The sequence below is a fragment of the Hydrogenophaga sedimenti genome (assembly GCF_051857515.1).
GTDB lineage: Bacteria > Pseudomonadota > Gammaproteobacteria > Burkholderiales > Burkholderiaceae_C > Hydrogenophaga.
The window spans coordinates 28745-49499 of sequence record NZ_JBPZHA010000001.1 but is presented as its reverse complement, the minus strand read 5'-3'; the positions used below and the strand labels follow the sequence as shown (position 1 = coordinate 49499).

Genomic DNA, 20755 nt, shown 5'->3' with positions numbered 1-20755 from the left:
GAGCACCACCATGGCTTCATCCCTTCCGGTTCCAGGCAAGCGCTTCGTCATCGGCGTGCCCTATGTCTGGCTGTTCGTCTTCTTCCTGCTGCCCTTCCTGATCCTGATGTACATCAGCTTCGTGGACATGGGCGAGAGCATCAACCCGTTCAAGCCGATCTGGGACCCCGAGACCGGCATCCTCGCGCTCAAGTACGAGAACTACTGGACCATCTTCCGCGACGACGAGGGCGGGGCGCTGTTCAAGACCATCTACATCGAGGCCTACCTGCGCTCGATCTGGTATGCGCTGCTGACCGCGCTGCTGTGCCTGCTGATCGGTTACCCGTTCGCCTACTTCATCGCGCGCTCGCCCGCCTCGGTGCGACCGGCCCTGCTGATGATGGTGATGCTGCCGTTCTGGACCTCGTTCCTGCTGCGGGTCTACGCCTGGAAGGGCATCCTGGCCGACCAGGGCGTGCTCAACCACCTGCTGATGGCGCTGGGCATCACGAGCGAGCCGATCCAGATGCTCTACACCAACGTGTCGATGCTGGTGGGCATGACCTACGTCTACCTGCCCTTCATGATCCTGCCGCTGTACGCCAACCTGGTGAAGATGGACTTCCGCCTGCTCGAAGCGGCGTACGACCTGGGCACCTCGCCGTTCAAGGCCTTCTGGCTGGTGACGGTGCCGCTGTCCAAGGCCGGCATCATCGCGGGCTTCATGCTGGTCTTCATCCCGGCGGTGGGCGAGTTCGTGATCCCCTCGCTGCTGGGCGGCCCGGAGAACATCATGATCGGCCGCGTGGTCTGGGACGAGATGTTCACCAGCAACAACTGGCCGCGCGCCTCGGCGCTGGCCGTGGTGATGATCGCGCTGATCATCGTGCCGCTGGCGATCTACTACCACTACACCGCCGAGGAGACCAAGTGATGAAAGCCCTCCTCGAAAAGCACTTCGGCAAGGCCTGGATGGCGCTGGTCTACCTGTTCCTGTACCTGCCGCTGTTCTTCATGATCGTGTTCAGCTTCAACAGCACCCGGCAGGACGCGAACTTCACCGGCTTCTCGCTGCGCTGGTACGAAGCCCTGACCAAGGACACCAAGATCGTCGAGGGCTTCTGGCTGTCGGTGAAGGTCGCCGCGGTCACGGGCGTGATGTCGGCCATCCTGGGCACCTTCGCGGCCTTCGTGCTGGTGCGCTACCGCAAGTTCCCGGGCCGCACGGTCTTCTCGGGCATGGTCAACGCGCCGCTGGTGATGCCCGAGGTGGTGATCGGCCTGTCGCTGCTGCTGCTGATGGTGGGCGCGCAGAACGCCTTCGGCTGGCCCGAGCGCGGCATGCTGACCATCATCCTGGGCCACACGCTGCTGGGCATGGCCTACGGCATGGTGGTGATCCAGAGCCGGCTGATGGAGATGAACCGCAGCATCGAGGAAGCCGCGATGGACCTGGGTGCCCGGCCGCACGAGGTGTTCTTCCTGATCACCCTGCCCAACATCTTCCAGGGCATCCTGGCGGCCTTCCTGCTCTCGTTCACGCTCTCGTTCGACGACGTGGTGATCTCCGAGTTCCTCTCCGGCCCCGGCGTCTCGACGCTGCCGCAGGTGATCTTCGGCTACGCCCGCCGCGGCATCAACCCGACCATCTACGCCGCGGCCACGCTGCTGATCACCACGGTGACGCTGGTGATCGTGGGCTACTCGATCTGGGTCGCGCGCCAGACGCGCAAGCGCGAGCGCGAGATCCAGGCCGCCACGCGGGCCGAACTGGCGGCGCTGTCGGCGAGCTGATGCCTTTCCCCCGCCCGCCAGGGCGGGGGTGTCAGGCTCCGGGGCGATCGGGTCGGGTAAGCTGCCGCACCTCACGAACGCGCGGGCATGCCGCCCGCGGTCATTGCGCTCCATGAATCTCCGCCACACCCGGCTCTGGCTGCTGGGCCTCTTCCTCGTGCACGCCGCGGTCCATCTCGCGGGCTTCCAGTCGGTCTGGCTCGACTCGGACCAGCTGGTGATCGCCGACCAGGCGTCGTGGATGGCGCGCGGCGAATTCCACGAGCCCTTCTTCTTCGGCCAGTCCTACCTGCTGCCGTTCGAGTCGTACCTGGCGGTGCCGCTGATCTGGCTCGGGGTCTGGCCGATCGCGGCGGTCAAGGCGGTGGCGGCGGCCAGCCTCTACCTGCCCTTTGTCTGGGCGGCCTGGGTGCTGGCCGGGGAGCGGCCCTGGGCCGCGCTGGGCGTGGCGGCGCTGTTCATCGGTCTGCACCCGGAATACACGCTGAGCGCGGGCATGCCGCGCGGCTTCATCGCCGGCACCGCGCTGGCCTGGGCCGGGCTGTGGGTGCTGCTGCGGCGCGAAGGTCTGCCGTCGGCCGCAACCCTGGCGATCGCGGCCGGCGTGGGCTTCTGCACCGGCTCCTACATGAGCATCGCGCTGATGCTGCCGGTGCTGGTCTGGCTGCCGACCCGGCACCAGCGCGGGCTGGCGGGCCTGGGCCTGCTGGTCGGCTTTGCGCTGTTCAAGGCGGTGGGCCTGTTCTACAAGCTGCACCCGGACCACATCGTCCATCTCTTCCCGCGCCTGTTCTTCAAGCCCGGTTATCTGGTGCACAACATCGGCGTCGAAGAGATCCGCGCCGCGGTGTTTCATCTCACGGCGCTGACCGGGGTGGTCTGCGCCCTGGTGCTGCTGCCGGGGTCGCGTCCCTGGCAGCGGCGCGATGTGCTGCCCTGGGTGCTGTGCCTGGGGGCCGTGGCGGCCGCGATCGTGCTGATGGTGGCCAACAACAAGATCGTCGAGTTCAACAGCAAGTCGCCGTTCTTCTCGGTCTACCGGATGATGCTTCCGCTGCCGTTCCTGGGCGTGTTGCTGCTGGGGCGGCGGGTCGGGCTGGCTGCAGCGCCCCGGTCTGGGGCGGTCACGGCGGGTGCCGGGGCCCTGCGGGTCGGCCTGGCCGGGCTTGTGGCGGTCACCGTGCTCACCGGTGTGCAGCTGTACCGCCTGATGCACGTGGCGCCGCACATGGCCAGCCTGCCCTCGACGGTGCCGCCGATCACCTTCGAATGGCTGCAAGCCAACTGCGAGGAAATCGGTGGCTGGTGGCGCGAGTCCAAGGAGCCGTATTTCGTGCTCGAAGGCCGCAACGACGCGCTGGCCTATGGCTGCCACGGCCAGTACGGCGTGCCGGTGCTGCAGACCAACCACGAACGGCGGACCTGGCTCAAGGACCGGTTCGCCCAGGGCGTTCCCCGCTGACGTGGCCCCCAGGCTCCGGCGCTGAGTCCACTCGGCCCGCGAGGTGGGGCAAAGTGGACGCAACATTGGACGGGAAGCTGCCGTAGCATGGTGCCACTTCATTGTGGAGACCCGTGCCCATGTCCGACACCCCCACCCCCAGTTTCGACGGCCGCGCCGTCATCAACGGCGAACGGATCGCCGCCCGCGACGGCCAGACCTTTGATTGCATCTCGCCGGTCGACGGCCGCCTGCTGACCCAGGTGGCGCGCTGCGGCCAGGCCGACATCGACGCCGCCGTGGCGGCCGCCCGCGCCGCCTTCGAAGACCGCCGCTGGGCCGGCAAGGCGCCCGCCGTGCGCAAGCGGGTGATGATCAAGTTCGCCGAACTGATCCAGGCGAATGGCGATCTGCTGGCGCTGACCGAAGCGCTCGACATGGGCAAGCCGGTCAAGTACGCCAAGGGCGTGGACGTCAACAGCGCGGCCAACTGCGTGCGCTGGTACGGCGAGGCGGTGGACAAGGTCTACGACGAGATCGCACCCACGCCCGACACGGCGCTGGCGCTCATCACCCGCGAGCCGGTGGGTGTGGTCGGCGTGATCGTGCCCTGGAACTACCCGATGATCATGGCGGCGTGGAAGATCGCGCCGGCCCTGGCCGCGGGCAATTCGGTGGTGCTCAAGCCGTCCGAGAAAAGCCCGCTCACCGCGCTCAAGCTGGCCGAGCTGGCGCTGGAAGCCGGCATCCCGGCGGGCGTGTTCAACGTGGTGCCGGGTTACGGCCCCGAAGCCGGCAGCCCGCTGGCGCTGCACATGGACGTGGACTGCATCGCCTTCACCGGCAGCACGCGCGTGGGCAAGCAGATCCACGTGATGGCCGGGCAGAGCAACCTCAAGCGCGCCTGGACCGAGCTGGGCGGCAAGTCGCCCAACATCGTGTTCGCCGATTGCCCCGACCTGGACAAGGCGGTCGAGGCCTCGGTGGGCAGCATCTTCTTCAACCAGGGCGAGAGCTGCAACGCGCCCTCGCGCCTGTTCGTCGAGGCCTCGATCAAGGACGCGTTCCTGGAGAAGGCTTTGAAGCTGGTGCCGCAGTACCAGCCGGCGAATCCGCTGGACAAGAACACGGTGATGGGCGCCATCGTGGACCAGGTGCAGCTCGACAACGTCATGCGTTACATCGGCCTGGGTCAGAGCGAAGGCGCCAAGCTGCTCGCGGGCGGCGAGCGCGTGGCGCCTGTGGCCGGCGGCTGCTACGTGCAGCCGACCATCTTCGACGGCGTGACCAACAGCATGACGATTGCGCGCGAGGAGATCTTCGGCCCGGTGCTGTCGGTGCTCTCGTTCACCGACGCGGCCGACGTGGTGAAGCAGGCCAACGCCAACATCTATGGCCTGCAGGCCGCCGTGTGGACGCGCGACATCAACAAGGCGCACGGCGTGGCGCGCGCGCTGCGCGCGGGCACCGTGCACGTCAACTCCTACGACGAGGACGACATCACCGTGCCCTTCGGTGGCTTCAAGCAGAGCGGGGTGGGGCGCGACAAGTCGCTGCACGCGTTCGACAAGTACACCGAGTGCAAGACCACGTGGATTCGCATCGACAGCCCGATCTGAAGGAGATACCCATGAACGCCATCAACGACCTCAAAACCGACCACACCAACGCCGCCTGGCACGCGCGCCGGCAGGCGGCCACGCCGCGCGGCGTGGGCGTGATGGGCGACTTCTTCATCGAGCGCGCCAAGAACGCCGAGTTCTGGGACATCGAGGGGCGGCGCTTCATCGACTTCGCGGGCGGCATTGCGGTGCTCAACACCGGCCACGTGCATCCCAAGGTGCAGGCGGCGATCGCGGCGCAGCTGCAGCGCTTCACGCACAGCTGCTACCAGGTCGTGCCGTACACCGAGTACGTGGCGTTGGCCGAGCGCATCAACGCCCTCGTGCCCATCGAAGGACCGGCCAAGACGGCTTTCTTTTCGACCGGTGCCGAGGCGATCGAGAACGCCATCAAGATCGCGCGCTCGTCCACCGGCCGCAGCGGCGTGATCGCCTTCGGCGCGGCCTTCCACGGCCGCAGCCTGTTCGCGGTCGCGCTGACCGGCAAGGTCCAGCCCTACAAGACGGGCTTCGGCCCCTTCCCGCCCGAGATCTACCACGTGCCCTTCCCCGCCGAGGGCGCGTCACTGGACGACACGAAGAAGGCGATGGAGCATGTGTTCAAGTGCGACATCGATCCTTCCCGCGTGGCGGCCATCGTGTTCGAGCCGGTGCAGGGCGAGGGCGGTTTCAACGCCATCCAGAAAGAGGCCGTGCTGTGGCTGCGCGCGCTGTGCGACCAGCACGGCATCCTGCTGATCGCCGACGAGGTGCAGACCGGCTTCGCGCGCACCGGCAAGCTGTTCGCGATGGAGCACTACGGCGCCCGGCCGGACCTGATCACCATGGCCAAGAGCATGGCCGGCGGCACCACGCTGTCGGCCGTGAGCGGCAAGGCCGCCATCATGGACGGCCCGGCCCCCGGTGGCCTGGGCGGCACCTACGCGGGCAATCCGCTGGCGATCGCGGCCTCGCACGCGGTGCTGGACGTGATGGCCGAAGAGAAGCTGCCCGAGCGGGCCCAGGTGCTGGGCGACCGGTTGGTCGCGCACCTCAAGGCGCACCAGGCGAAGCAGCCGCGTTTCGGCGACGTGCGTGGTCTGGGCGCGATGGTGGCGGCCGAGTTCGTGGACGCAGCCGGTGCGCCCGACGCCGACACCACCAGGAAGATCCAGGCCGCGGCGCTCCAGCGCGGTCTGCTGCTGCTGACCTGCGGCGTGTACGGCAACGTGATCCGCTTCCTGTTTCCGCTGACGATTGAAGACAGCGTCTTTGCCGAAGCGCTGGGCGTGCTCGACGCCGCGCTGGCCGAGGTGCTCGCTTGACGCTGGAACACCGCATGGCGACCCTGCGCGAGCAGGGCGTCCACACGGTGATGGCCACCTTCACCGACCTGCACGGCGTGCCCAAGGGCAAGCTGGTGCCGCTGGAGGCGCTGCCGTCGGCGGTGGACAGCGGCGCGGGTTTCGCGGGCCCGAGCATCGTGGGCACCGGCCTGCCGCGCATGGGCGCGCGCAGCGAGTACCACGGCCGCGTGGTGCCCGAGAGCCTGCGGCCGCTGCCCTGGCTGCCCGGCGTGGCGCACGCGGTCTGCGACGGTTTCGCGGGTGGCGAGCCGCTGGAGACCTGCTCGCGGCAGCTGCTGCGGCGGCAGCTCGCCCGCCTGCGTCAGCGCGGCTGGACGTTTCATGTCGGTATCGAGCCCGAGTTCTTCCTGCTGCGCCGCGGTGAGGACGGGCGCTGGGGCGTGGCCGACGGCGAGGACCGGCTGGGCAAACCGTCCTACGACCTCAAGGCCATCGTGCGCAACCACGGCTTTCTGGACGACATGCGGCGCCATCTCACGGCCCTGGGCTTCGCGCTGCAGCAGATGGACCACGAGGACGCGACCGGGCAGTACGAAATCAACTACCGCCACGACGAGGCCCTGGCCGCGGCCGACCGCTACCAGCTGTTCAAGCTGACCGCGCACGCCGTCGCCGACCAGCGCGGCATGGTGTTCTCCTGCATGCCCAAGCCGCTGGCGGGTGCGCCGGGCAGCGGCCTGCATTTCCACCTGAGCCTGACCGACGAACTCGGCTGCCCGGTGATGGCCGACGCCGATGGCCCGATGGGGCTGAACGCGACGGGACTGCAGTTCGCCGCCGGCCTGCTCGAACACGGCGACGCGCTCGCGGCCCTCTGTGCGCCCACGGTCAACAGCTACAAGCGGCTGGCGGTCAGCGACAGCGCCTCCGGCACGACCTGGTCACCGGTGTGGAAGGCGGCGGGCGACAACAACCGCACCTGCCTCGTGCGCACGGTGGCCGGGCGCATCGAGTGGCGCCTGCCCGACGCCTCGTGCAACGCCTATGTGGCGCTGGCGGCGACGCTGGCCGCCGGGCTGGACGGCATCGACCGCGAGCTGCCGGCGCCCGAGGCCATCGACGCCGACCTGTACCAGCGCCACGCGGCCGGCGAATCCATGCCGCCGCGGCTGCCGCGCGACCTGCACGACGCCTGCGCGGCCTTGCGCGCCGACGCGATCCTGCGCGACGACGTGGGCGTGGCTTTCTGCGACCAGTTCCTCGCGCTCAAGCAGGCCGAGTGGGACGCCTGGGCGCAGCAGGTCGGTGACTGGGAACTGGAGCGCTACGCGGACAGTTTCTGAGGCCGCTCAGGTCTTGTACGACGGGTCGCTGCGGTCGAGCTTGCGCAGCAGCGCCGGCCACGCCAGCATCGCGCCCATGCCCGCGGTGGCGATCTTCATCACTTCCGCCATGCCGGCCAGGATGCGCGGGTCCACCTGGGTGAGCTCGCCGCCGCCGGCCTGTGCGTCGATCTGGATGCGGCAGGTGTTCTCGAAGGTGTACATCGAGAGGAAGGCGTCGGGGATCGAGCTGCCGACGGTCAGCAGGCCGTGGTTGCGCAGCACGAGGAAGTTCGCCGTGCCCAGGTCGGCCTGCAGGCGCGGCTTCTCGTCGGGCCGGAAGGCCACGCCTTCGTAGCCGTGGTACGCCAGCGAGGCCAGCACGAAGGTGCTCTGCTGGCTGATCGGCAGGATGCCGGCCTTCTGTGCGCTGACCGCCACGCCCGCGCGGGTGTGGGTGTGCAGCACGCACTGCACCTCGGGCCGCGCCTCGTGCACGGCGCTGTGGATCACGAAGCCGGCCGGGTTGACCGGGAAGGGCGAGTCGATCAGCTTGTTGCAGGCCATGTCGACCTTGACCAGGCTGGACGCCGTGATCTCGTCGAACATCAGTCCGTAGGGGTTGATCAGGAACTGGTGCTCGCCGCCGGTGATGCTGTCGGGCAGCTTGGCGCTGATGTGGGTGAAGACCAGGTCGGACCAGCCGTAGGCGGCGACCAGCCGGTAGCAGGCCGCGAGGTCGCAGCGGATCTGCCATTCCTCGGCGCTGACCGCGCCCTGGAGCGAAGGGATGTTGAGCATGCCGTGTCTCCTGCGCCGCGTCGGGATGCGCGGCTGGGTCGACATGGTCGCGCGGACACGGCAGGCAGGCTGTCTCACGGCAGACAAGGCCGCCCGGCGAGAAGTGCCTTTTCCAGCAATCACGGCGGAACCGGCTCCGCCGGGCCGCTCGTGATGTCCCCCCTCAGGGGGAAGCCGCGCAGCGGCGCAGGGGGGTTACTTCTTCACGCTGCAGGTGTTGAAGCCCAGCATCGCGTAGGGCGGGCACCAGCCCATCAGGCCGGTGGCCAGCGGCACGATGCCGATGTAGCCCCAGACGCCGACCGTGCCGGTGGCGGCGGCGGCAATGAGGGCGAGGCCGGCGACGATGCGCAGGGTGCGGTCGATGCCGCCAACGTTCTTGGTCATGTGAATGCTCCTGTGAGTGAAAGAGGGTGCAGACGCATTGGAGCCTGGGCGGCCCGATCGGTCTGTGACCGCGGTCACACAGGGCGGAGCGCCGGCGCAGACCCGGCGAGGGATCAGCCGGCCGGCCCGGCGGCGATGGCGCGCAGACCGGCGCTGTCGCGGATCGTGATGCTCTCGCGCGAGAGTTCGACCAGGCCGTCGCGCTCGAAGCGGTGCAGCAGCCGCGTCACGATCTCGCGCACCGTGCCCAGCTCGTCGGCCAGCGCCTGGTGCGTGGTCCTGAGCTGCTGCCCGTGGCCGAGCAGGGCGCTGGCCAGGCGGCTGTCCAGCCGCTGGAAGGCGATCGCCTCGATCAGGGCCGTGAGGTCGGCCATGCGCGCGGCGAACAGGCCCAGCACGTAGCGGCGGAAGTCCGGGTCGGCCAGCGCGGCCTCGAACGCCGGCGGCGCCAGCAGGCACAGCGTGGTGTCGCTGGTGGTCACGCCGTGGGCCGTCATCGGCTGGTGGGCGAACAGGCTGGCCGACGAAACCAGGCACATCTCGCCCGGAGACACCCGGTAGAGCTCCAGTTCGCGGCCGTTGGCGGCGCTGCGCGAGACCCGCACCTCACCGTCGAGCACCAGCGGAAACCCCTGGCAGGGGTCGTTCTCGCGGAACAGCCGCGTGCCGGCGGGCACGGTCATGGGGGTCAGCTGCGTCACCGGCGCCGGCAATGCCGCCAGCGCCGGATACAGCGTCAGCAGGTCGGGCGGGGCGGTCTGGGACATGCGGCGCATTGTAGGCGCGGGGGTGTCTGGAGCGGTGGGTGGATGCGAACGGCCAGCCAAAGTTCATTCGATTTATTTGAATGGAGGCTTCAAGCCGTTTTGACCTGCCGGTCGCCGCCCATCCCTAAACTGCCGCCATGTCTCAAGCCATTGTCACCCGCTATCACCCGCTGGCCCGTGCCCTGCACTGGGTTCTGGCGCTGGCCATCGTCGGCAACTTCTTGCTCGGCGTCTACATGGCCGACCTGCCGTTCTCACCCGCCCGCCTGCAGTACTACAGCTGGCACAAATGGGCCGGAGTGTTGGTGCTCGCTTTCTCTGCATTCCGTGCCCTGACTCGCCTGATGTCCCCGCCGCCGGCCATGCCGCAGCACATCGAGGCCGCCATGCCCGGCTGGCAGAAGCTGGCGCACCACGCCACGCACATCGGTCTGTACGCGCTGTTCTTTGCCGTGCCGCTGACCGGCTGGGCCTTCAGCTCGGCCGCCGGCTTCCCCATCGTGCTGTTCGGCGTGCTGCCGCTGCCCGATTTCGTGCCGGTGAGCGAGTCGCTGGCCGACGTGCTCAAGGAAGCCCACGAGCTGACCGCGTTCGCGATGGCCGCCCTGGTGCTGCTGCACGTGGCCGGCGCGGTCAAGCACCAGGTCGTCGACCGCGACGGTCTGATGAACCGCATGGGCTTTGGCCGCAGCTGATTGATTTTCAGGAGTTTTTCATGAACACCCGTCTCCTTTCCCTGGCGCTGGTCGCCGCAAGCTTCTCCCCGCTGGCCGCGCAGGCCCAGCAGGCGCTCGTGCCCGCCCAGAGCGAGGTCGGTTTCACCAGCCGCCAGATGGGCGTGCCGGTGGAGGGCAAGTTCAAGAGCTTCAGCGCCCAGGTCGCCTTCGACCCGGCCAAGCTGGCCACCAGCAAGATCGCCTTCACGGTCGACACCGGCAGCGCCGACATCAGCCGCGAGGCCAACGCCGAGCTGCCCAAGGCGGCCTGGTTCAACGTCGCCCAGTTCCCCAAGGCCACCTTCACCTCCAGCAGCATCAAGAAACTGGACGCCACCAAGTACGAAGTCGCCGGCAAGCTGGCGATCAAGGGCGTGAGCAGCGACGTGGTCGTGCCGGTCACGCTGGCGCAGAACGGCGCCACGACGGTCGCCAGCGGCGTGTTCCCGATCAAGCGCCTGTCCTTCCGCATTGGCGAGAAGGAGTGGGCCGACACCTCGATGGTCGCCGACGAGGTGCAGGTCAAGTTCAAGATCGCCCTCACGGGTGTTCCAAAGCTCTGATGCCCTTTTCTCTTTTTCCTTTCCAACCTCAATCCAGGAGTTCCTCCATGCGCAAGTCCCTGTCCCTGCTGGCCGCGGCCGCTGTTCTGTCCACCGCCGGCTTCGCCCAGGCCGCCGACTACGCGATCGACCCGACCCACACCTTCGCCACCTTCGAGATCGGCCACTTCGGCGCCACCACGAACCGCGCCCGTTTCGACAAGAAAGAAGGCAAGGTTTCCTTCGACAAGGCCGCCAAGACCGGCAAGGTCGAGATCAGCCTGGACATCGCTTCGGTGAACTCCGGCACCGCCATGTTCGACAAGCATCTGCAAAGCGCCGAGATCCTGGACGCTGCCAAGAACCCCAAGGCCACCTTCGTGTCCAGCAAGTTCGTGTTCAACGGTGACAAGGTCGCCTCGGTCGATGGCAACCTGACCATCGCCGGCAAGACCCAGCCCGTGACCCTGAAGGCCAACCAGTTCGCCTGCTACGACAGCCCGATGGTCAAGCGCGAAGTCTGCGGCGGCGACTTCGAAGCCACCATCGACCGCACCGCCTTCGGCGTGAACTACGGCGTGGACTGGGGCTTCCCGAAGAACGTGCGCCTGGTGCTCCAGGTCGAAGCCGTCAAGCAATAAGCTTCCCCTGCGCCGCCTCGCGGCAGCAATGACAAAGGCCCGCTCTGGCGGGCCTTTGTCATTCCGGGTGGAAACGATCGGGTGTCCGCGGTACAAAGGGCCATGAACACCTCCATCCACTGGACGGCGCGGAGCGTCCCCGTGCCCGGGCTGGGCGAGCTCTTCAGCGAGGCCGTTGGTCCGGCCGACGGCCAGCCGGTGCTGCTGGTGATGGGGGCGATGAACCCGGGCCATTTCTGGCCGGCGGACCTGGTGGCGGCGCTGGTGGGGGCCGGCTGCCGGGTGCTGCGCTACGACCACCGCGACACCGGCCGTTCCTTCGTCATGCCGCCGGATGCGCCGCCCTACGGGCTGGACGATCTGGTGGCCGACGCGCTGCGTGTGCTGGATGCCTGGGGCCTGCCCCGCGCGGCGGTGGTCGGCTGGTCCATGGGCGGCTACATCGCGCAGCACCTGGCCTTTGAACACCCGGCCCGCGTGAGCCATCTGGTGCTGCTGGCCAGCTCGCCCGATCACCGGCCCTACATGGCCGCCACGCTGGGGCGGCCGGTGCCCACCGATGGCCTGCCCGGGCCGGTGGCGGGCTTTCTGCCGGCCCTGATGGCGGCTTCGGTCGGCGCGTTCAACCGGGCGCCGGAGGACGTGGCGGTGGATGGCTGGGCCGTGTTCCACGGCGGGTCGTTGCCATTTCCGGCCGAGCGGGTGCGCCAGCAGGCCCGGGCCGCGCTGGCCGACGGGCACCAGCCGCTGGCCGCCATGCACCACGCGCTCGCGGTGGATCGCGCACAGCCCCGCATGGCCTGGTTGCCGCAGCTGAACCTGCCCACCCTGGTGCTGCACGGCGCCCAAGACCCCTGCCTGCCGCTGGCCCATGGCCAGGCGCTGGCGCAGCTGATTCCCGGTGCCCGGCTCGCGGTGCTGGACATGGGGCACCTGCTGCCCGATGCGCTGGCGGCACCGGTCGGCGCTCAGGTGGCGGCGTTCATCGGGGCAGGGACGGCCGGGTAGCTTGTTCCAGTTGCTCTAAAAAATGTAGCGCATGCTCGCGCCGCTCGCCGCACATCTCCCGGCTCGGTGGCAATGAACCGCACACCGTCGGCCGCTCGGGCAAACCAAACAGGCGGCAGCGCAAGGCCTCGTCCAGGTGCGGGCAGGGCACGCCCGCCGGCTTGCCGTCCGGCAGGCCGGGCATGGGGCTGCTGATCGAGGGTGCGATGCAGCAGGCCGCGCAATCGGGGCGGCAGTCCACGGGACTCAGCCCTGGAATTTCCTGGCCGCCCAGAGCACCTGCTCGACCACGCCGCGCACGTTCTCGCGCGCCGGCTCGGCCGCCAGCTGGCCGTCGGGCGTGAAGGCCTCGCCGGCCTTGGACAGGGCGAACTGTTTCGGCGACACCCAGCACTGCAGGTTCATCAGCAGCGGCGCGAGATGGCTCAGGCTGCGCAGGCCGCCCAGCGCGCCGGGCGAGGCCGCGAGCATGCCGACCACCTTGCCGGCGAAGGGCTTGGTGCCGCTGGACCAGACCGGGTCGCCCTTGATGGGGCTGGAGACCCAGTCGATGGTGTTTTTCATCAGGCCGGTGTAGCTGCCGTTGTACTCGGGCGAGACCACGATCCAGGCCGGGTGGGCGAAGAAGATTTCCTTCAGGCGCACCACGTCGCGCGGCGTGCCCCTGGCTTCGAGGTCGGCGTTGTACAGCGGCACGTCGAAGTCGGCCAGCTCGATGTGGGTCACGGCGGCACCGGCCTCGCGGCCGAGGCCGGCGGCGACGGTGGCCAGCTTGCGGTTGAAGGACTGGGCGCGCGTGCTGCCCGCGAAGACGAGGAGGGGGGTGGGGGTGCTCATGCGGTCCATTGTGGCAGCGGGTTCCCGCAGGATTCCTGCGTGGGGGTTTCAGGGCGTGGTCTGCTGCGCCGTTTCCAGCGCCAGCAGCAGACTGGTGCGGTGTTCGCGGGCCACCACCCGCCAGTCTTTGCCGGTCAGCGCGCCTTCCATGGCCCAGAGCAGGTTGAGGCTCGCGGGCTGCCCGGCAGCCTTGACCCGCAGCCAGGCCCGCACCGAGCCCAGGCGTTCGAGGTCGGCCCGGCCGTGGATGCCGGCGGCGGCAAGCATGGCCAGGGACTTGGGGCCGAGGCCGGGCAGGTCGTTGCGCGGGGGCGTTGAGGTCTTGGGCACGGCGGCGGACGTGATCTAGGACAATACGGGGTTCGCGCGGGCCGGGGCAGGCCTGCAGCCACTGTTTCACGTGAAACAGCCTTTGCATTGTCGGGCCGGCCGGGATGGTTGTGGCCCTGGAGCGCTCTCACATGTTGTACCCACAGGAATTTGACGTCATCGTCGTCGGCGGCGGCCATGCCGGCACGGAAGCCGCGCTCGCCGCCGCGCGCATGGGCTGCGCCACGCTGCTGCTCACCCACAACATCGAGACGCTGGGCCAGATGAGCTGCAACCCCAGCATCGGCGGCATCGGCAAGGGCCACCTGGTCAAAGAGGTGGACGCGCTGGGCGGCGCGATGGCGCTGGCCACGGACGAGGGCGGCATCCAGTTCCGCATCCTCAACAGCAGCAAGGGCCCGGCCGTGCGCGCCACCCGCGCCCAGGCCGACCGCATCCTCTACAAGGCCGCGATCCGCCGCATGCTGGAAAACCAGCCCAACCTCTGGCTGTTCCAGCAGGCGGTGGACGACCTGATGGTCGAGGGCGATCGCGTGGTGGGGGCGGTGACGCAGGTCGGCATCCGCTTTCGCAGCCGCACCGTGGTGCTGACCGCAGGCACTTTCCTGGACGGCAAGATCCACGTCGGCCTGAACAACTACGCCGCCGGCCGCGCGGGCGATCCGCCCGCCGTGTCGCTGAGTGCGCGGCTGAAGGAACTGAAACTGCCGCAGGGCCGTCTGAAAACCGGCACGCCGCCGCGCCTGGACGGCCGCAGCATCGACTATTCCAAGTGCCAGGAGCAGCCCGGCGACGGCGTGCCCGGCGGCATGAACGCACACCTGCCGGTGCCGGTGTTCAGCTTCATGGGGCAATCGGTGTCGCACCCGAAACAGGTGCCGTGCTGGATCACCCACACCAACCAGCGCACGCACGACATCATCCGCAGCGGCTTCGACCGCAGCCCCATGTTCACCGGCAAGATCGAGGGCGTGGGCCCGCGCTACTGCCCCAGCGTGGAAGACAAGATCAACCGCTTCGCCGACAAGGACAGCCACCAGATCTTCCTGGAGCCCGAGGGCCTGACCACGCATGAGGTCTACCCCAACGGCATCAGCACCAGCCTGCCGTTCGACATCCAGTACGCGCTGGTGCGCAGCATGCCGGGGCTGGAAAACGCCCACATCCTGCGGCCGGGCTACGCCATCGAATACGACTACTTCGATCCGCGCTCGCTCAAGAACAGCTTTGAGACGAAGCAGATCCAGGGCCTGTTCTTCGCCGGCCAGATCAACGGCACCACCGGCTACGAAGAGGCGGCCGCCCAGGGCCTGTTCGCCGGCCTCAACGCCGCGCTGCAGTGCCAGGGCAAGGACGCCTGGCTGCCGCGCCGCGACGAGGCCTACCTCGGCGTGCTGGTGGACGACCTGGTGACCCAGGGCGTGACCGAGCCCTACCGCATGTTCACCAGCCGGGCCGAGTTCCGCCTGCAGCTGCGCGAGGACAACGCCGACATGCGCCTGACCGAGCAGGGCCGGGCGATGGGGCTGGTGGACGATGTGCGCTGGGACGCGTTCAGCCGCAAGCGCGACGCGGTTTCACGTGAAACAGAGCGCCTCAAATCCACCTGGGTGAATCCGCGCAACCTGCCGGCGGCCGAGAGCGAGCGGGTGCTGGGCAAGGCCATCGAACACGAACACAACCTGTTCGACCTGCTGCGCCGGCCCGGCGTGGGCTACGCTGACCTGCTGGGCATGGATGGCGGCAAGTACCACCCGGTGGCCAAGGCGGGTGATGAAGACACCCGCCCCGTGGTTTCACGTGAAACACTGGGTGCGCTGCACGATGCCGTGGTGGAGCAGGTCGAGATCGCGGCCAAGTACTCGGGCTACATCGATCGCCAGAAGGACGAGGTGGAGCGCGCCGCGCACTACGAACACCTGAAGTTGCCGCCAGACCTGGACTACGCGCAGGTCACGGCCCTGTCCTTTGAGGCACGGCAGAAGCTGGCCAAGCACCGGCCGGAAACCCTGGGCCAGGCCGCACGCATCTCGGGCATCACGCCGGCCAGCATCTCGCTGCTGATGATTCACCTCAAAAAGGGCGGCTTCAAGGGCTTCGCTCGGACCACGGAAGAGCAGGGCGCATGAGCGCGGCGGACCTGAAGCCGGCACTGATTGCCGGGTTGCACGAACTTGGCCTGAGTCTGTCCGAGACCCAGATTGACCAGTTGCTGGCCTACCAGGACCTGATCGCCAAGTGGAACAAGGTCTACAACCTGACGGCGGTGCGCGATCCGCAGGAGATGCTGACGCACCACCTGCTGGACAGCCTGGCCGCCATTCCGCCGCTGCTGCGCCAGACGGGCGGGGAGTCGGTGAAGCTGCTCGACGTCGGTTCGGGCGGTGGCCTGCCGGGCGTGGTGATCGCCATCACCTGCCCACAGATCGAGGTGCATTGCGTGGACACCGTGCTCAAGAAGGCGACCTTCATCCAGCAGGTGGCGGCGTCGCTGCGGCTGCCGAACCTGCGCGGCATCCATGCGCGGGTGGAGTCGCTGAAAGCGGAAGAGGGCAGTGGCTACGACGTGGTCTGCTCCCGGGCCTTTGCCTCGCTGGTGGACTTCACTTCCTGGTCGCGATCGGCGCTGAAGCCGGGGGCGGTGTGGATGGCGATGAAGGGCAAACACCCCGCGGATGAGTTGGCTGCTCTGGCTTCCGATGTGTCGGTGTTTCACGTGGAACAGTTGAAGGTGCCTGGGTTGGATGCCGAGCGGTGCATCGTGTGGCTTCGGCCTGCGGTCTCTTGAGTTCGGTGCGTTTCGCTCGTTGACCTCGCGCCAGGGCGTTGGCCATGGGCGCGGGCTCCGGCCCACCTCGCGGGCCGACTGGTCTGTTTGCCCAGGGCATTTCGTCAAAGACGCGCCGGCTCGCCTGCTCAGTCGCAACCGCGAATGGGGCCTCTGCCCGCGCCCATGGCCAACGACCTGTGAGAAGTGATGTTGGTGTACCACGGGTGGTGCGCCGACGTGTCGCCGTAGGGGGTTGTGGCGTGTGGATGGGCGGCGGGACGATTCGCGGTTGCCACTGAGCGGGCAGGCCGGCGCGTCATTGACGAAGCAACGCCAGCGCACAGATCCACATGACCGCGAGCTGGACCAGAGCCCAGCCACACGCCACAGCCCCCTCAGAGGCAACGTTGGACAGCAGAGCACGGCAGAAACGGCAGCCCCAAGAAGCAACGGTCCAGCGAAAACAGACGCCTTGAACCCACAAAGCCAGCCGAAGAAAAAGACCCCTCACGTAAACTCGACCGTTCCACCCGAGAGAAGAGAAAGCCCACACCATGTTCGGAATCGCTGACTACGGCGCCTTCGTCGCCGCCATCATCCTGTTCCTCGCCATCCCCGGCCCCGGCAACCTGGCGCTCATCACCTCCACCAGCAAAGGCGGCATCAAAGGTGGCCTCGGCGCCACCTTCGGCGTCATCGCGGGTGACCAGGTTCTGATGTGGGCCGCCGTCGCCGGCGTCGCCGCGCTGCTGACCGCCTACCCGGCCGCTTTCCACGCCGTCCAGTGGCTGGGCGCCGCCTACCTCGCCTGGCTGGGCTTCAAGATGCTCACCGCCAAACCCGGCAGCGCACCGGTGCTCAACATCCGCCCGCGCCAGTACTTCCAGCAGGCCTTCACCATCACCCTGCTCAACCCCAAGGCCATCGTCTTCTACATGGCCTTCTTCCCGCTGTTCGTCGACCCCGCCCGCCACCAGGGCCTGGTCACCTTCGGCGCCATGGCCGTCACCGTCGCCTTCCTCACCTTCCTCTACGGCCTGACCGCGGTGCTGCTCACCCACTTCCTGGCCGAGCGCATGCGCGCCAACCCGAAGATCGGGCGCACGCTGGAAAAACTGGCCGGCGTGTTCCTCATCGGCTTCGGCATCAAGCTGGCGCTTTCCAAGTAACCGACCGGGTCCGACCACATGGCCAAGATTTTCTGCGTCGCCAACCAGAAGGGCGGCGTCGGCAAGACCACCACCACCGTCAACCTCGCCGCGGGCCTGGCCAAGGTCGGACAGCGCGTGCTCATGGTCGACCTCGACCCGCAGGGCAACGCCACCATGGGGTCGGGCGTGGACAAGCGCAGCATGGAGCTCTCGGTCTACGACGTGCTGCTGGAATCGGCCACGGTCGCCGAAGCGGCGATCCGGTCGGAGAAATGCGGCTATTCCGTGCTCGGCGCCAACCGCGAACTGGCCGGCGCCGAGGTCGAACTGGTGGAACTGGAACGCCGCGACAAGCGCCTCAAGGCCGCCCTGGCCGCGGTCGATGCCGACTATGACTTCGTGCTGATCGATTGCCCGCCGTCCCTGAGCATGCTCACGCTCAACGGCCTGTGCTCGGCCCACGGCGTGATCGTGCCCATGCAGTGCGAGTACTTCGCGCTCGAAGGCCTGACCGATCTGGTCAACACCATCAAGCAGGTGCACGCCAACCTCAACCCCGACCTGCAGATCATCGGCCTGCTGCGCGTCATGTTCGACCCGCGCATCACCCTGCAGCAGCAGGTGAGCGACCAGCTCAAGGCCCACTTCGGCGACAAGGTGTTCGACACGGTGATCCCGCGCAACGTGCGCCTGGCCGAAGCGCCCAGCTACGGCCTGCCGGGGGTCGTGTTCGACCCGTCGGCCCGCGGCAGCCAGGCCTTCGTGGCCTTCGCCACCGAGATGGTGGCCCGCATCCATTCGATGTGAGCGCCGGCTTCTGTGGAATGGCTGATGAAACCTGAGAACGTATTGATCCTGCCGGGCTGGCAGAACAGCGGGCCCGCGCACTGGCAGAGCCGCTGGGAAGCGCGGCATGGCTACCGCCGTGTGGACCAGCACGACTGGATGACCCCGCGCCGCGGTGACTGGATCGCCCGGCTGGAAGACGTGATCCTGGGCATCGACGGTCCGGTGGTGCTGGTCGCGCACAGCCTGGGCTGCATCCTCACCGCCGCCTGGGCCGAGGTCTCCCGCAGCACCGGCCGCGTGCAGGGCGCGCTGCTGGTGGCGCCGGGCGACCCGGAGCGCGAAGAGTTGCGCCCCCTGCTGCCCAGCTGGGCGCCCATCGTCCGCCAGCGCCTGCCGTTTCCCAGCGTGCTGGTCGGCAGCCGCAACGACCCGTATTGCACGTTCGAGAAAGCCCAGTCGCTGGCACACAGCTGGGGATCGCGCTTCGTGGACCTTGGCGAGCGCGGCCACATCAATGCGGACTCAGGGATGGGGGATTGGGCGCAGGGAGTTCAGCTACTGATAGACGTCAGCCAATCACCATATCGGTCCTAGCAGAGAACAAACTGCGGTGGCCATGTCCCTACTGAGGGTGCCCGGCCACATTGCCAGGCCATGAAGGTTCAACATGTTCAAGAATTTGACCAACTCCAACCAGCTGTCCAAGCTGGTACTCACGGGCTACAAGTCCATTGCGCAGTGTGATCTTGTGCTGGGCAGCCTGAATGTGCTGATCGGCGCCAACGGCGCAGGCAAGTCCAACTTCATCGGCTTTTTTCGGTTGATTAACCGCTTGCTAGACGAACAACTGCAGGTGTATGTGAGCGAAGCGGGGGGGCCCGATGCGGTGCTTCACTTTGGCCGAAAGAAGACCGAAGAACTCAAGGCGGACCTTCGCTTTGGCAACAACGGCTACAACTTCAGACTCAAGCCTACGCAAGACAACCGGATGATGTTTGCGCACGAGGCGCTGTGGTGGAACCTGAAGGGGGACTCCCATACTGGTTCGGGTCACTTCGAGACACGCTTCAAGGAAGGTAGAGGATTCAGCCTCATCTGGGCGTATACAGTCCCCGCCATGCGCAGCTGGCGCGTCTACCACTTCCATGACACCAGCCGCAGCGCCTTGGTCAAGCAGTTCCACAGCATCAACGACAACGAATACCTGCGCGATGACGCTCGCAACCTGGCTGCTTTTGTGTACCGCCTGAAGCACCATCACGAGGCGCAGTACAAGCGCATCGTCAAGTCCATCCAGATGGTGGCGCCCTTCTTTGGCGATTTCCATTTGCGGCCGGCTGTAGACAACAAAGAGACCATCCAGCTTGAATGGACCGAAGCGGGGCAGGACGTTCCATTTAGCGCCAGTGCCCTGTCTGACGGCACGCTGCGGTTCATGTGTTTGGCCACTGTGCTGCTGCAGCCCGAAGAATTCATGCCTGCGACCATCCTGATTGACGAGCCGGAGCTGGGCCTGCATCCCTTTGCCATCGCTGTCTTGGGCGGCATGATGAAGGCTACGGCCCAGCAGCACCAGCTGATCGTTTCTACCCAGTCCGTGGAGCTCGTCAACGAATTCGATGCTGAAGACCTCATCGTGGTGGACAAGCAGGGCGGCGCTTCTACATTCAAGCGCCTTGACACGGCCGCACTCACGGAATGGCTGAGCGAATACAGCCTAGGGGAACTCTGGAAGAAGAATGTTCTGGGCGGGAGGCCGACCCGATGAGTCGCATCTACCTCCTCGTTGAAGGTCAAACCGAAGAGGCGTTTGTGGGCGAGTTATTGACGCCGCACTACGCTCGCATCGGTCTCTACCTCACGCCGATCATTGTCAGCACCAGTCCGGGTCACAGAGGCGGTGTGGTGAGCTACGCGAAGATCAAACCTCAGATCATTCGACTATGCCGACAGGATGCTCGGGCCAAGGTCAGCACCCTGTTCGACCTGTACGCCTTGCCCACTGATTTTCCTGGCAAGGCCGACGCCGGCTATCCAGCCAACGGGACGGGCGTACAAAAGGCCAACTACCTTGAAGCCCGGTTGCAGCAGGACATCAACGAACCCAATTTCCTGCCCAATTTGTTGGTGCATGAATTCGAGGCCTTGCTGTTCACCGCGCCACAAAAGTTTGCGGAGTGGACCGACGACGCCGAGGTCGTCACGGCACTGGCTTCAGCGGTTCAAGGCAGCGCGCCCGAGGACATCAATGACAGTCCGCAGACTGCGCCGTCCAAGCGGGTGCTCGCGGTAATGCCCGAGTACCAGAAGACATTTCACGGGCCGTTGATCGCCTGCGAGATTGGGCTGGACGCCATGCGCCTGGCTTGCCCCCACTTCAATGCATGGCTCGCAAGGCTCGAAGGCTTCAAGCCCCTGAATGCCTAACCCGGCAAAAAGACTGCACCGAATCCTCCAAGCACGCTTGCCATGGCTGAACCCACCATTCTCCGACCGGGTGAATGGTCTGCTTCGATCTACTTGGATTCACCGATCTGTTGAAGTTTTGTTTTAAAAGAGTTGATTTCAA

At 67.2% G+C, this 20755-nt stretch carries 23 protein-coding genes; 17 read left to right on the top strand and 6 right to left on the bottom strand.

Annotation, left to right across the window (positions count from 1 at the left end; translation table 11 throughout):
* Window positions 1–10: 10 nt before the first annotated feature.
* The 6 genes from ACS5NL_RS00270 to ACS5NL_RS00245 all read left to right on the top strand — a co-directional run bounded on the left by ACS5NL_RS00270 (window position 11) and on the right by ACS5NL_RS00245 (window position 7468).
* Window positions 11–916 carry an ABC transporter permease gene (locus ACS5NL_RS00270; RefSeq protein ID WP_439351498.1) on the top strand — a complete coding sequence of 302 codons (906 nt, stop codon included), beginning with the start codon at window positions 11–13 and terminating at the stop codon, window positions 914–916.
* Entirely contained in the window at window positions 916–1776 is an 861-nt protein-coding gene (locus ACS5NL_RS00265; RefSeq protein ID WP_439351496.1) for an ABC transporter permease, read from the top strand. Before ACS5NL_RS00270 ends, ACS5NL_RS00265 begins: the two co-directional genes overlap by 1 nt.
* A gap of 112 nt (window positions 1777–1888) precedes the next feature.
* On the top strand, window positions 1889–3238 hold the full coding sequence (locus ACS5NL_RS00260) for a hypothetical protein (protein ID WP_439351495.1): 1350 nt from the start codon (window positions 1889–1891) through the stop codon (window positions 3236–3238).
* A 119-nt stretch (window positions 3239–3357) separates the two neighbouring features.
* Entirely contained in the window at window positions 3358–4836 is a 1479-nt protein-coding gene (locus ACS5NL_RS00255; RefSeq protein WP_439351493.1) for an aldehyde dehydrogenase, read from the top strand.
* An 11-nt stretch (window positions 4837–4847) separates the two neighbouring features.
* Window positions 4848–6143 carry a 4-aminobutyrate--2-oxoglutarate transaminase gene (gabT, locus tag ACS5NL_RS00250; protein WP_439351491.1) on the top strand — a complete coding sequence of 432 codons (1296 nt, stop codon included), beginning with the start codon at window positions 4848–4850 and terminating at the stop codon, window positions 6141–6143.
* The gene (locus ACS5NL_RS00245) at window positions 6140–7468 is read left to right on the top strand and encodes a type III glutamate--ammonia ligase (protein ID WP_439351489.1); all 1329 of its coding nucleotides are present in this window, start codon (window positions 6140–6142) and stop codon (window positions 7466–7468) included. The genes gabT and ACS5NL_RS00245 overlap by 4 nt, the downstream gene beginning before the upstream one ends.
* 6 nt (window positions 7469–7474) lie before the next feature.
* On the opposite strand, the gene ACS5NL_RS00240 is transcribed toward ACS5NL_RS00245, so the two are convergent.
* The 3 genes from ACS5NL_RS00240 to ACS5NL_RS00230 all read right to left on the bottom strand — a co-directional run bounded on the left by ACS5NL_RS00240 (window position 7475) and on the right by ACS5NL_RS00230 (window position 9402).
* Entirely contained in the window at window positions 7475–8248 is a 774-nt protein-coding gene (locus tag ACS5NL_RS00240) for a class II aldolase/adducin family protein (protein ID WP_439351488.1), read from the bottom strand.
* Between the two features lie 195 nt (window positions 8249–8443).
* Window positions 8444–8635 (bottom strand): YgaP family membrane protein, encoded by a 192-nt coding sequence (locus ACS5NL_RS00235; protein ID WP_439351487.1) that lies wholly within the window; start codon window positions 8633–8635, stop codon window positions 8444–8446.
* Window positions 8636–8748: 113 nt separating this feature from the next.
* Entirely contained in the window at window positions 8749–9402 is a 654-nt protein-coding gene (locus ACS5NL_RS00230) for a Crp/Fnr family transcriptional regulator (protein ID WP_439351486.1), read from the bottom strand.
* Between the two features lie 137 nt (window positions 9403–9539).
* On the opposite strand from ACS5NL_RS00230, the gene ACS5NL_RS00225 reads away from it, so the two are divergent.
* The 4 genes from ACS5NL_RS00225 to ACS5NL_RS00210 all read left to right on the top strand — a co-directional run bounded on the left by ACS5NL_RS00225 (window position 9540) and on the right by ACS5NL_RS00210 (window position 12309).
* Window positions 9540–10097, top strand: coding sequence for a cytochrome b (locus ACS5NL_RS00225; RefSeq protein ID WP_439351485.1), 558 nt, complete (start codon window positions 9540–9542; stop codon window positions 10095–10097).
* 20 nt (window positions 10098–10117) lie between these two features.
* Entirely contained in the window at window positions 10118–10681 is a 564-nt protein-coding gene (locus tag ACS5NL_RS00220; protein WP_439351484.1) for a YceI family protein, read from the top strand.
* 47 nt (window positions 10682–10728) lie between these two features.
* Entirely contained in the window at window positions 10729–11301 is a 573-nt protein-coding gene (locus tag ACS5NL_RS00215; protein ID WP_439351483.1) for a YceI family protein, read from the top strand.
* A 102-nt stretch (window positions 11302–11403) separates the two neighbouring features.
* The gene (locus ACS5NL_RS00210) at window positions 11404–12309 is read left to right on the top strand and encodes an alpha/beta fold hydrolase (RefSeq protein WP_439351482.1); all 906 of its coding nucleotides are present in this window, start codon (window positions 11404–11406) and stop codon (window positions 12307–12309) included.
* Here the strand turns inward: ACS5NL_RS00210 and ACS5NL_RS00205 are convergent.
* The 3 genes from ACS5NL_RS00205 to ACS5NL_RS00195 are packed head-to-tail and all read right to left on the bottom strand — an operon-like array spanning window position 12284 to window position 13476.
* Window positions 12284–12550: a YkgJ family cysteine cluster protein gene (locus tag ACS5NL_RS00205; RefSeq protein ID WP_439351481.1), complete on the bottom strand. Its 267-nt coding sequence runs from the start codon at window positions 12548–12550 to the stop codon at window positions 12284–12286. The two genes, ACS5NL_RS00210 and ACS5NL_RS00205, sit on opposite strands and share 26 nt — an antisense overlap.
* A gap of 5 nt (window positions 12551–12555) precedes the next feature.
* Complete coding sequence (locus ACS5NL_RS00200; RefSeq protein WP_439351480.1) at window positions 12556–13146, bottom strand: NADPH-dependent FMN reductase; 591 nt, start codon at window positions 13144–13146, stop codon at window positions 12556–12558.
* Window positions 13147–13194: 48 nt separating this feature from the next.
* On the bottom strand, window positions 13195–13476 hold the full coding sequence (locus ACS5NL_RS00195; protein WP_439351479.1) for a TfoX/Sxy family protein: 282 nt from the start codon (window positions 13474–13476) through the stop codon (window positions 13195–13197).
* Window positions 13477–13607: 131 nt separating this feature from the next.
* Between ACS5NL_RS00195 and mnmG the strand changes: the two genes are divergently transcribed.
* The 7 genes from mnmG to ACS5NL_RS00160 all read left to right on the top strand — a co-directional run bounded on the left by mnmG (window position 13608) and on the right by ACS5NL_RS00160 (window position 20613).
* Window positions 13608–15605, top strand: a complete 1998-nt coding sequence (gene mnmG, locus ACS5NL_RS00190) for a tRNA uridine-5-carboxymethylaminomethyl(34) synthesis enzyme MnmG (protein WP_439351478.1) — start codon at window positions 13608–13610, stop codon at window positions 15603–15605.
* Window positions 15602–16264, top strand: a complete 663-nt coding sequence (rsmG, locus tag ACS5NL_RS00185) for a 16S rRNA (guanine(527)-N(7))-methyltransferase RsmG (protein ID WP_439351477.1) — start codon at window positions 15602–15604, stop codon at window positions 16262–16264. The genes mnmG and rsmG overlap by 4 nt, the downstream gene beginning before the upstream one ends.
* Window positions 16265–16800: 536 nt before the next feature.
* Window positions 16801–17415, top strand: a complete 615-nt coding sequence (locus tag ACS5NL_RS00180) for a LysE family transporter (protein ID WP_439351476.1) — start codon at window positions 16801–16803, stop codon at window positions 17413–17415.
* 18 nt (window positions 17416–17433) lie between these two features.
* Window positions 17434–18204 (top strand): ParA family protein, encoded by a 771-nt coding sequence (locus ACS5NL_RS00175; RefSeq protein ID WP_439351475.1) that lies wholly within the window; start codon window positions 17434–17436, stop codon window positions 18202–18204.
* A 24-nt stretch (window positions 18205–18228) separates the two neighbouring features.
* Window positions 18229–18780, top strand: coding sequence for an RBBP9/YdeN family alpha/beta hydrolase (locus ACS5NL_RS00170; protein WP_439351474.1), 552 nt, complete (start codon window positions 18229–18231; stop codon window positions 18778–18780).
* Between the two features lie 73 nt (window positions 18781–18853).
* Entirely contained in the window at window positions 18854–19954 is a 1101-nt protein-coding gene (locus ACS5NL_RS00165; RefSeq protein WP_439351473.1) for an AAA family ATPase, read from the top strand.
* Entirely contained in the window at window positions 19951–20613 is a 663-nt protein-coding gene (locus ACS5NL_RS00160; protein WP_439351472.1) for a DUF4276 family protein, read from the top strand. The genes ACS5NL_RS00165 and ACS5NL_RS00160 overlap by 4 nt, the downstream gene beginning before the upstream one ends.
* Window positions 20614–20755 lie beyond the last annotated feature (142 nt).

Bases quoted from the DNA above. Each gene is read 5' to 3' on its own strand.
- ACS5NL_RS00180 (WP_439351476.1), top strand. From the start codon at position 16,801: ATGTTCGGAATCGCTGACTACGGCGCCTTCGTCGCCGCCATCATCCTG.
- mnmG (WP_439351478.1), top strand. From the start codon at position 13,608: ATGTTGTACCCACAGGAATTTGACGTCATCGTCGTCGGCGGCGGCCAT.
- ACS5NL_RS00255 (WP_439351493.1), top strand. From the start codon at position 3,358: ATGTCCGACACCCCCACCCCCAGTTTCGACGGCCGCGCCGTCATCAAC.
- ACS5NL_RS00235 (WP_439351487.1), bottom strand. From the start codon at position 8,635: ATGACCAAGAACGTTGGCGGCATCGACCGCACCCTGCGCATCGTCGCC.
- ACS5NL_RS00225 (WP_439351485.1), top strand. From the start codon at position 9,540: ATGTCTCAAGCCATTGTCACCCGCTATCACCCGCTGGCCCGTGCCCTG.
- ACS5NL_RS00270 (WP_439351498.1), top strand. From the start codon at position 11: ATGGCTTCATCCCTTCCGGTTCCAGGCAAGCGCTTCGTCATCGGCGTG.
- ACS5NL_RS00215 (WP_439351483.1), top strand. From the start codon at position 10,729: ATGCGCAAGTCCCTGTCCCTGCTGGCCGCGGCCGCTGTTCTGTCCACC.
- rsmG (WP_439351477.1), top strand. From the start codon at position 15,602: ATGAGCGCGGCGGACCTGAAGCCGGCACTGATTGCCGGGTTGCACGAA.
- ACS5NL_RS00260 (WP_439351495.1), top strand. From the start codon at position 1,889: ATGAATCTCCGCCACACCCGGCTCTGGCTGCTGGGCCTCTTCCTCGTG.
- ACS5NL_RS00160 (WP_439351472.1), top strand. From the start codon at position 19,951: ATGAGTCGCATCTACCTCCTCGTTGAAGGTCAAACCGAAGAGGCGTTT.
- ACS5NL_RS00240 (WP_439351488.1), bottom strand. From the start codon at position 8,248: ATGCTCAACATCCCTTCGCTCCAGGGCGCGGTCAGCGCCGAGGAATGG.
- ACS5NL_RS00200 (WP_439351480.1), bottom strand. From the start codon at position 13,146: ATGAGCACCCCCACCCCCCTCCTCGTCTTCGCGGGCAGCACGCGCGCC.
- gabT (WP_439351491.1), top strand. From the start codon at position 4,848: ATGAACGCCATCAACGACCTCAAAACCGACCACACCAACGCCGCCTGG.
- ACS5NL_RS00165 (WP_439351473.1), top strand. From the start codon at position 18,854: ATGTTCAAGAATTTGACCAACTCCAACCAGCTGTCCAAGCTGGTACTC.
- ACS5NL_RS00210 (WP_439351482.1), top strand. From the start codon at position 11,404: ATGAACACCTCCATCCACTGGACGGCGCGGAGCGTCCCCGTGCCCGGG.
- ACS5NL_RS00230 (WP_439351486.1), bottom strand. From the start codon at position 9,402: ATGTCCCAGACCGCCCCGCCCGACCTGCTGACGCTGTATCCGGCGCTG.
- ACS5NL_RS00220 (WP_439351484.1), top strand. From the start codon at position 10,118: ATGAACACCCGTCTCCTTTCCCTGGCGCTGGTCGCCGCAAGCTTCTCC.
- ACS5NL_RS00265 (WP_439351496.1), top strand. From the start codon at position 916: ATGAAAGCCCTCCTCGAAAAGCACTTCGGCAAGGCCTGGATGGCGCTG.
- ACS5NL_RS00170 (WP_439351474.1), top strand. From the start codon at position 18,229: ATGAAACCTGAGAACGTATTGATCCTGCCGGGCTGGCAGAACAGCGGG.
- ACS5NL_RS00175 (WP_439351475.1), top strand. From the start codon at position 17,434: ATGGCCAAGATTTTCTGCGTCGCCAACCAGAAGGGCGGCGTCGGCAAG.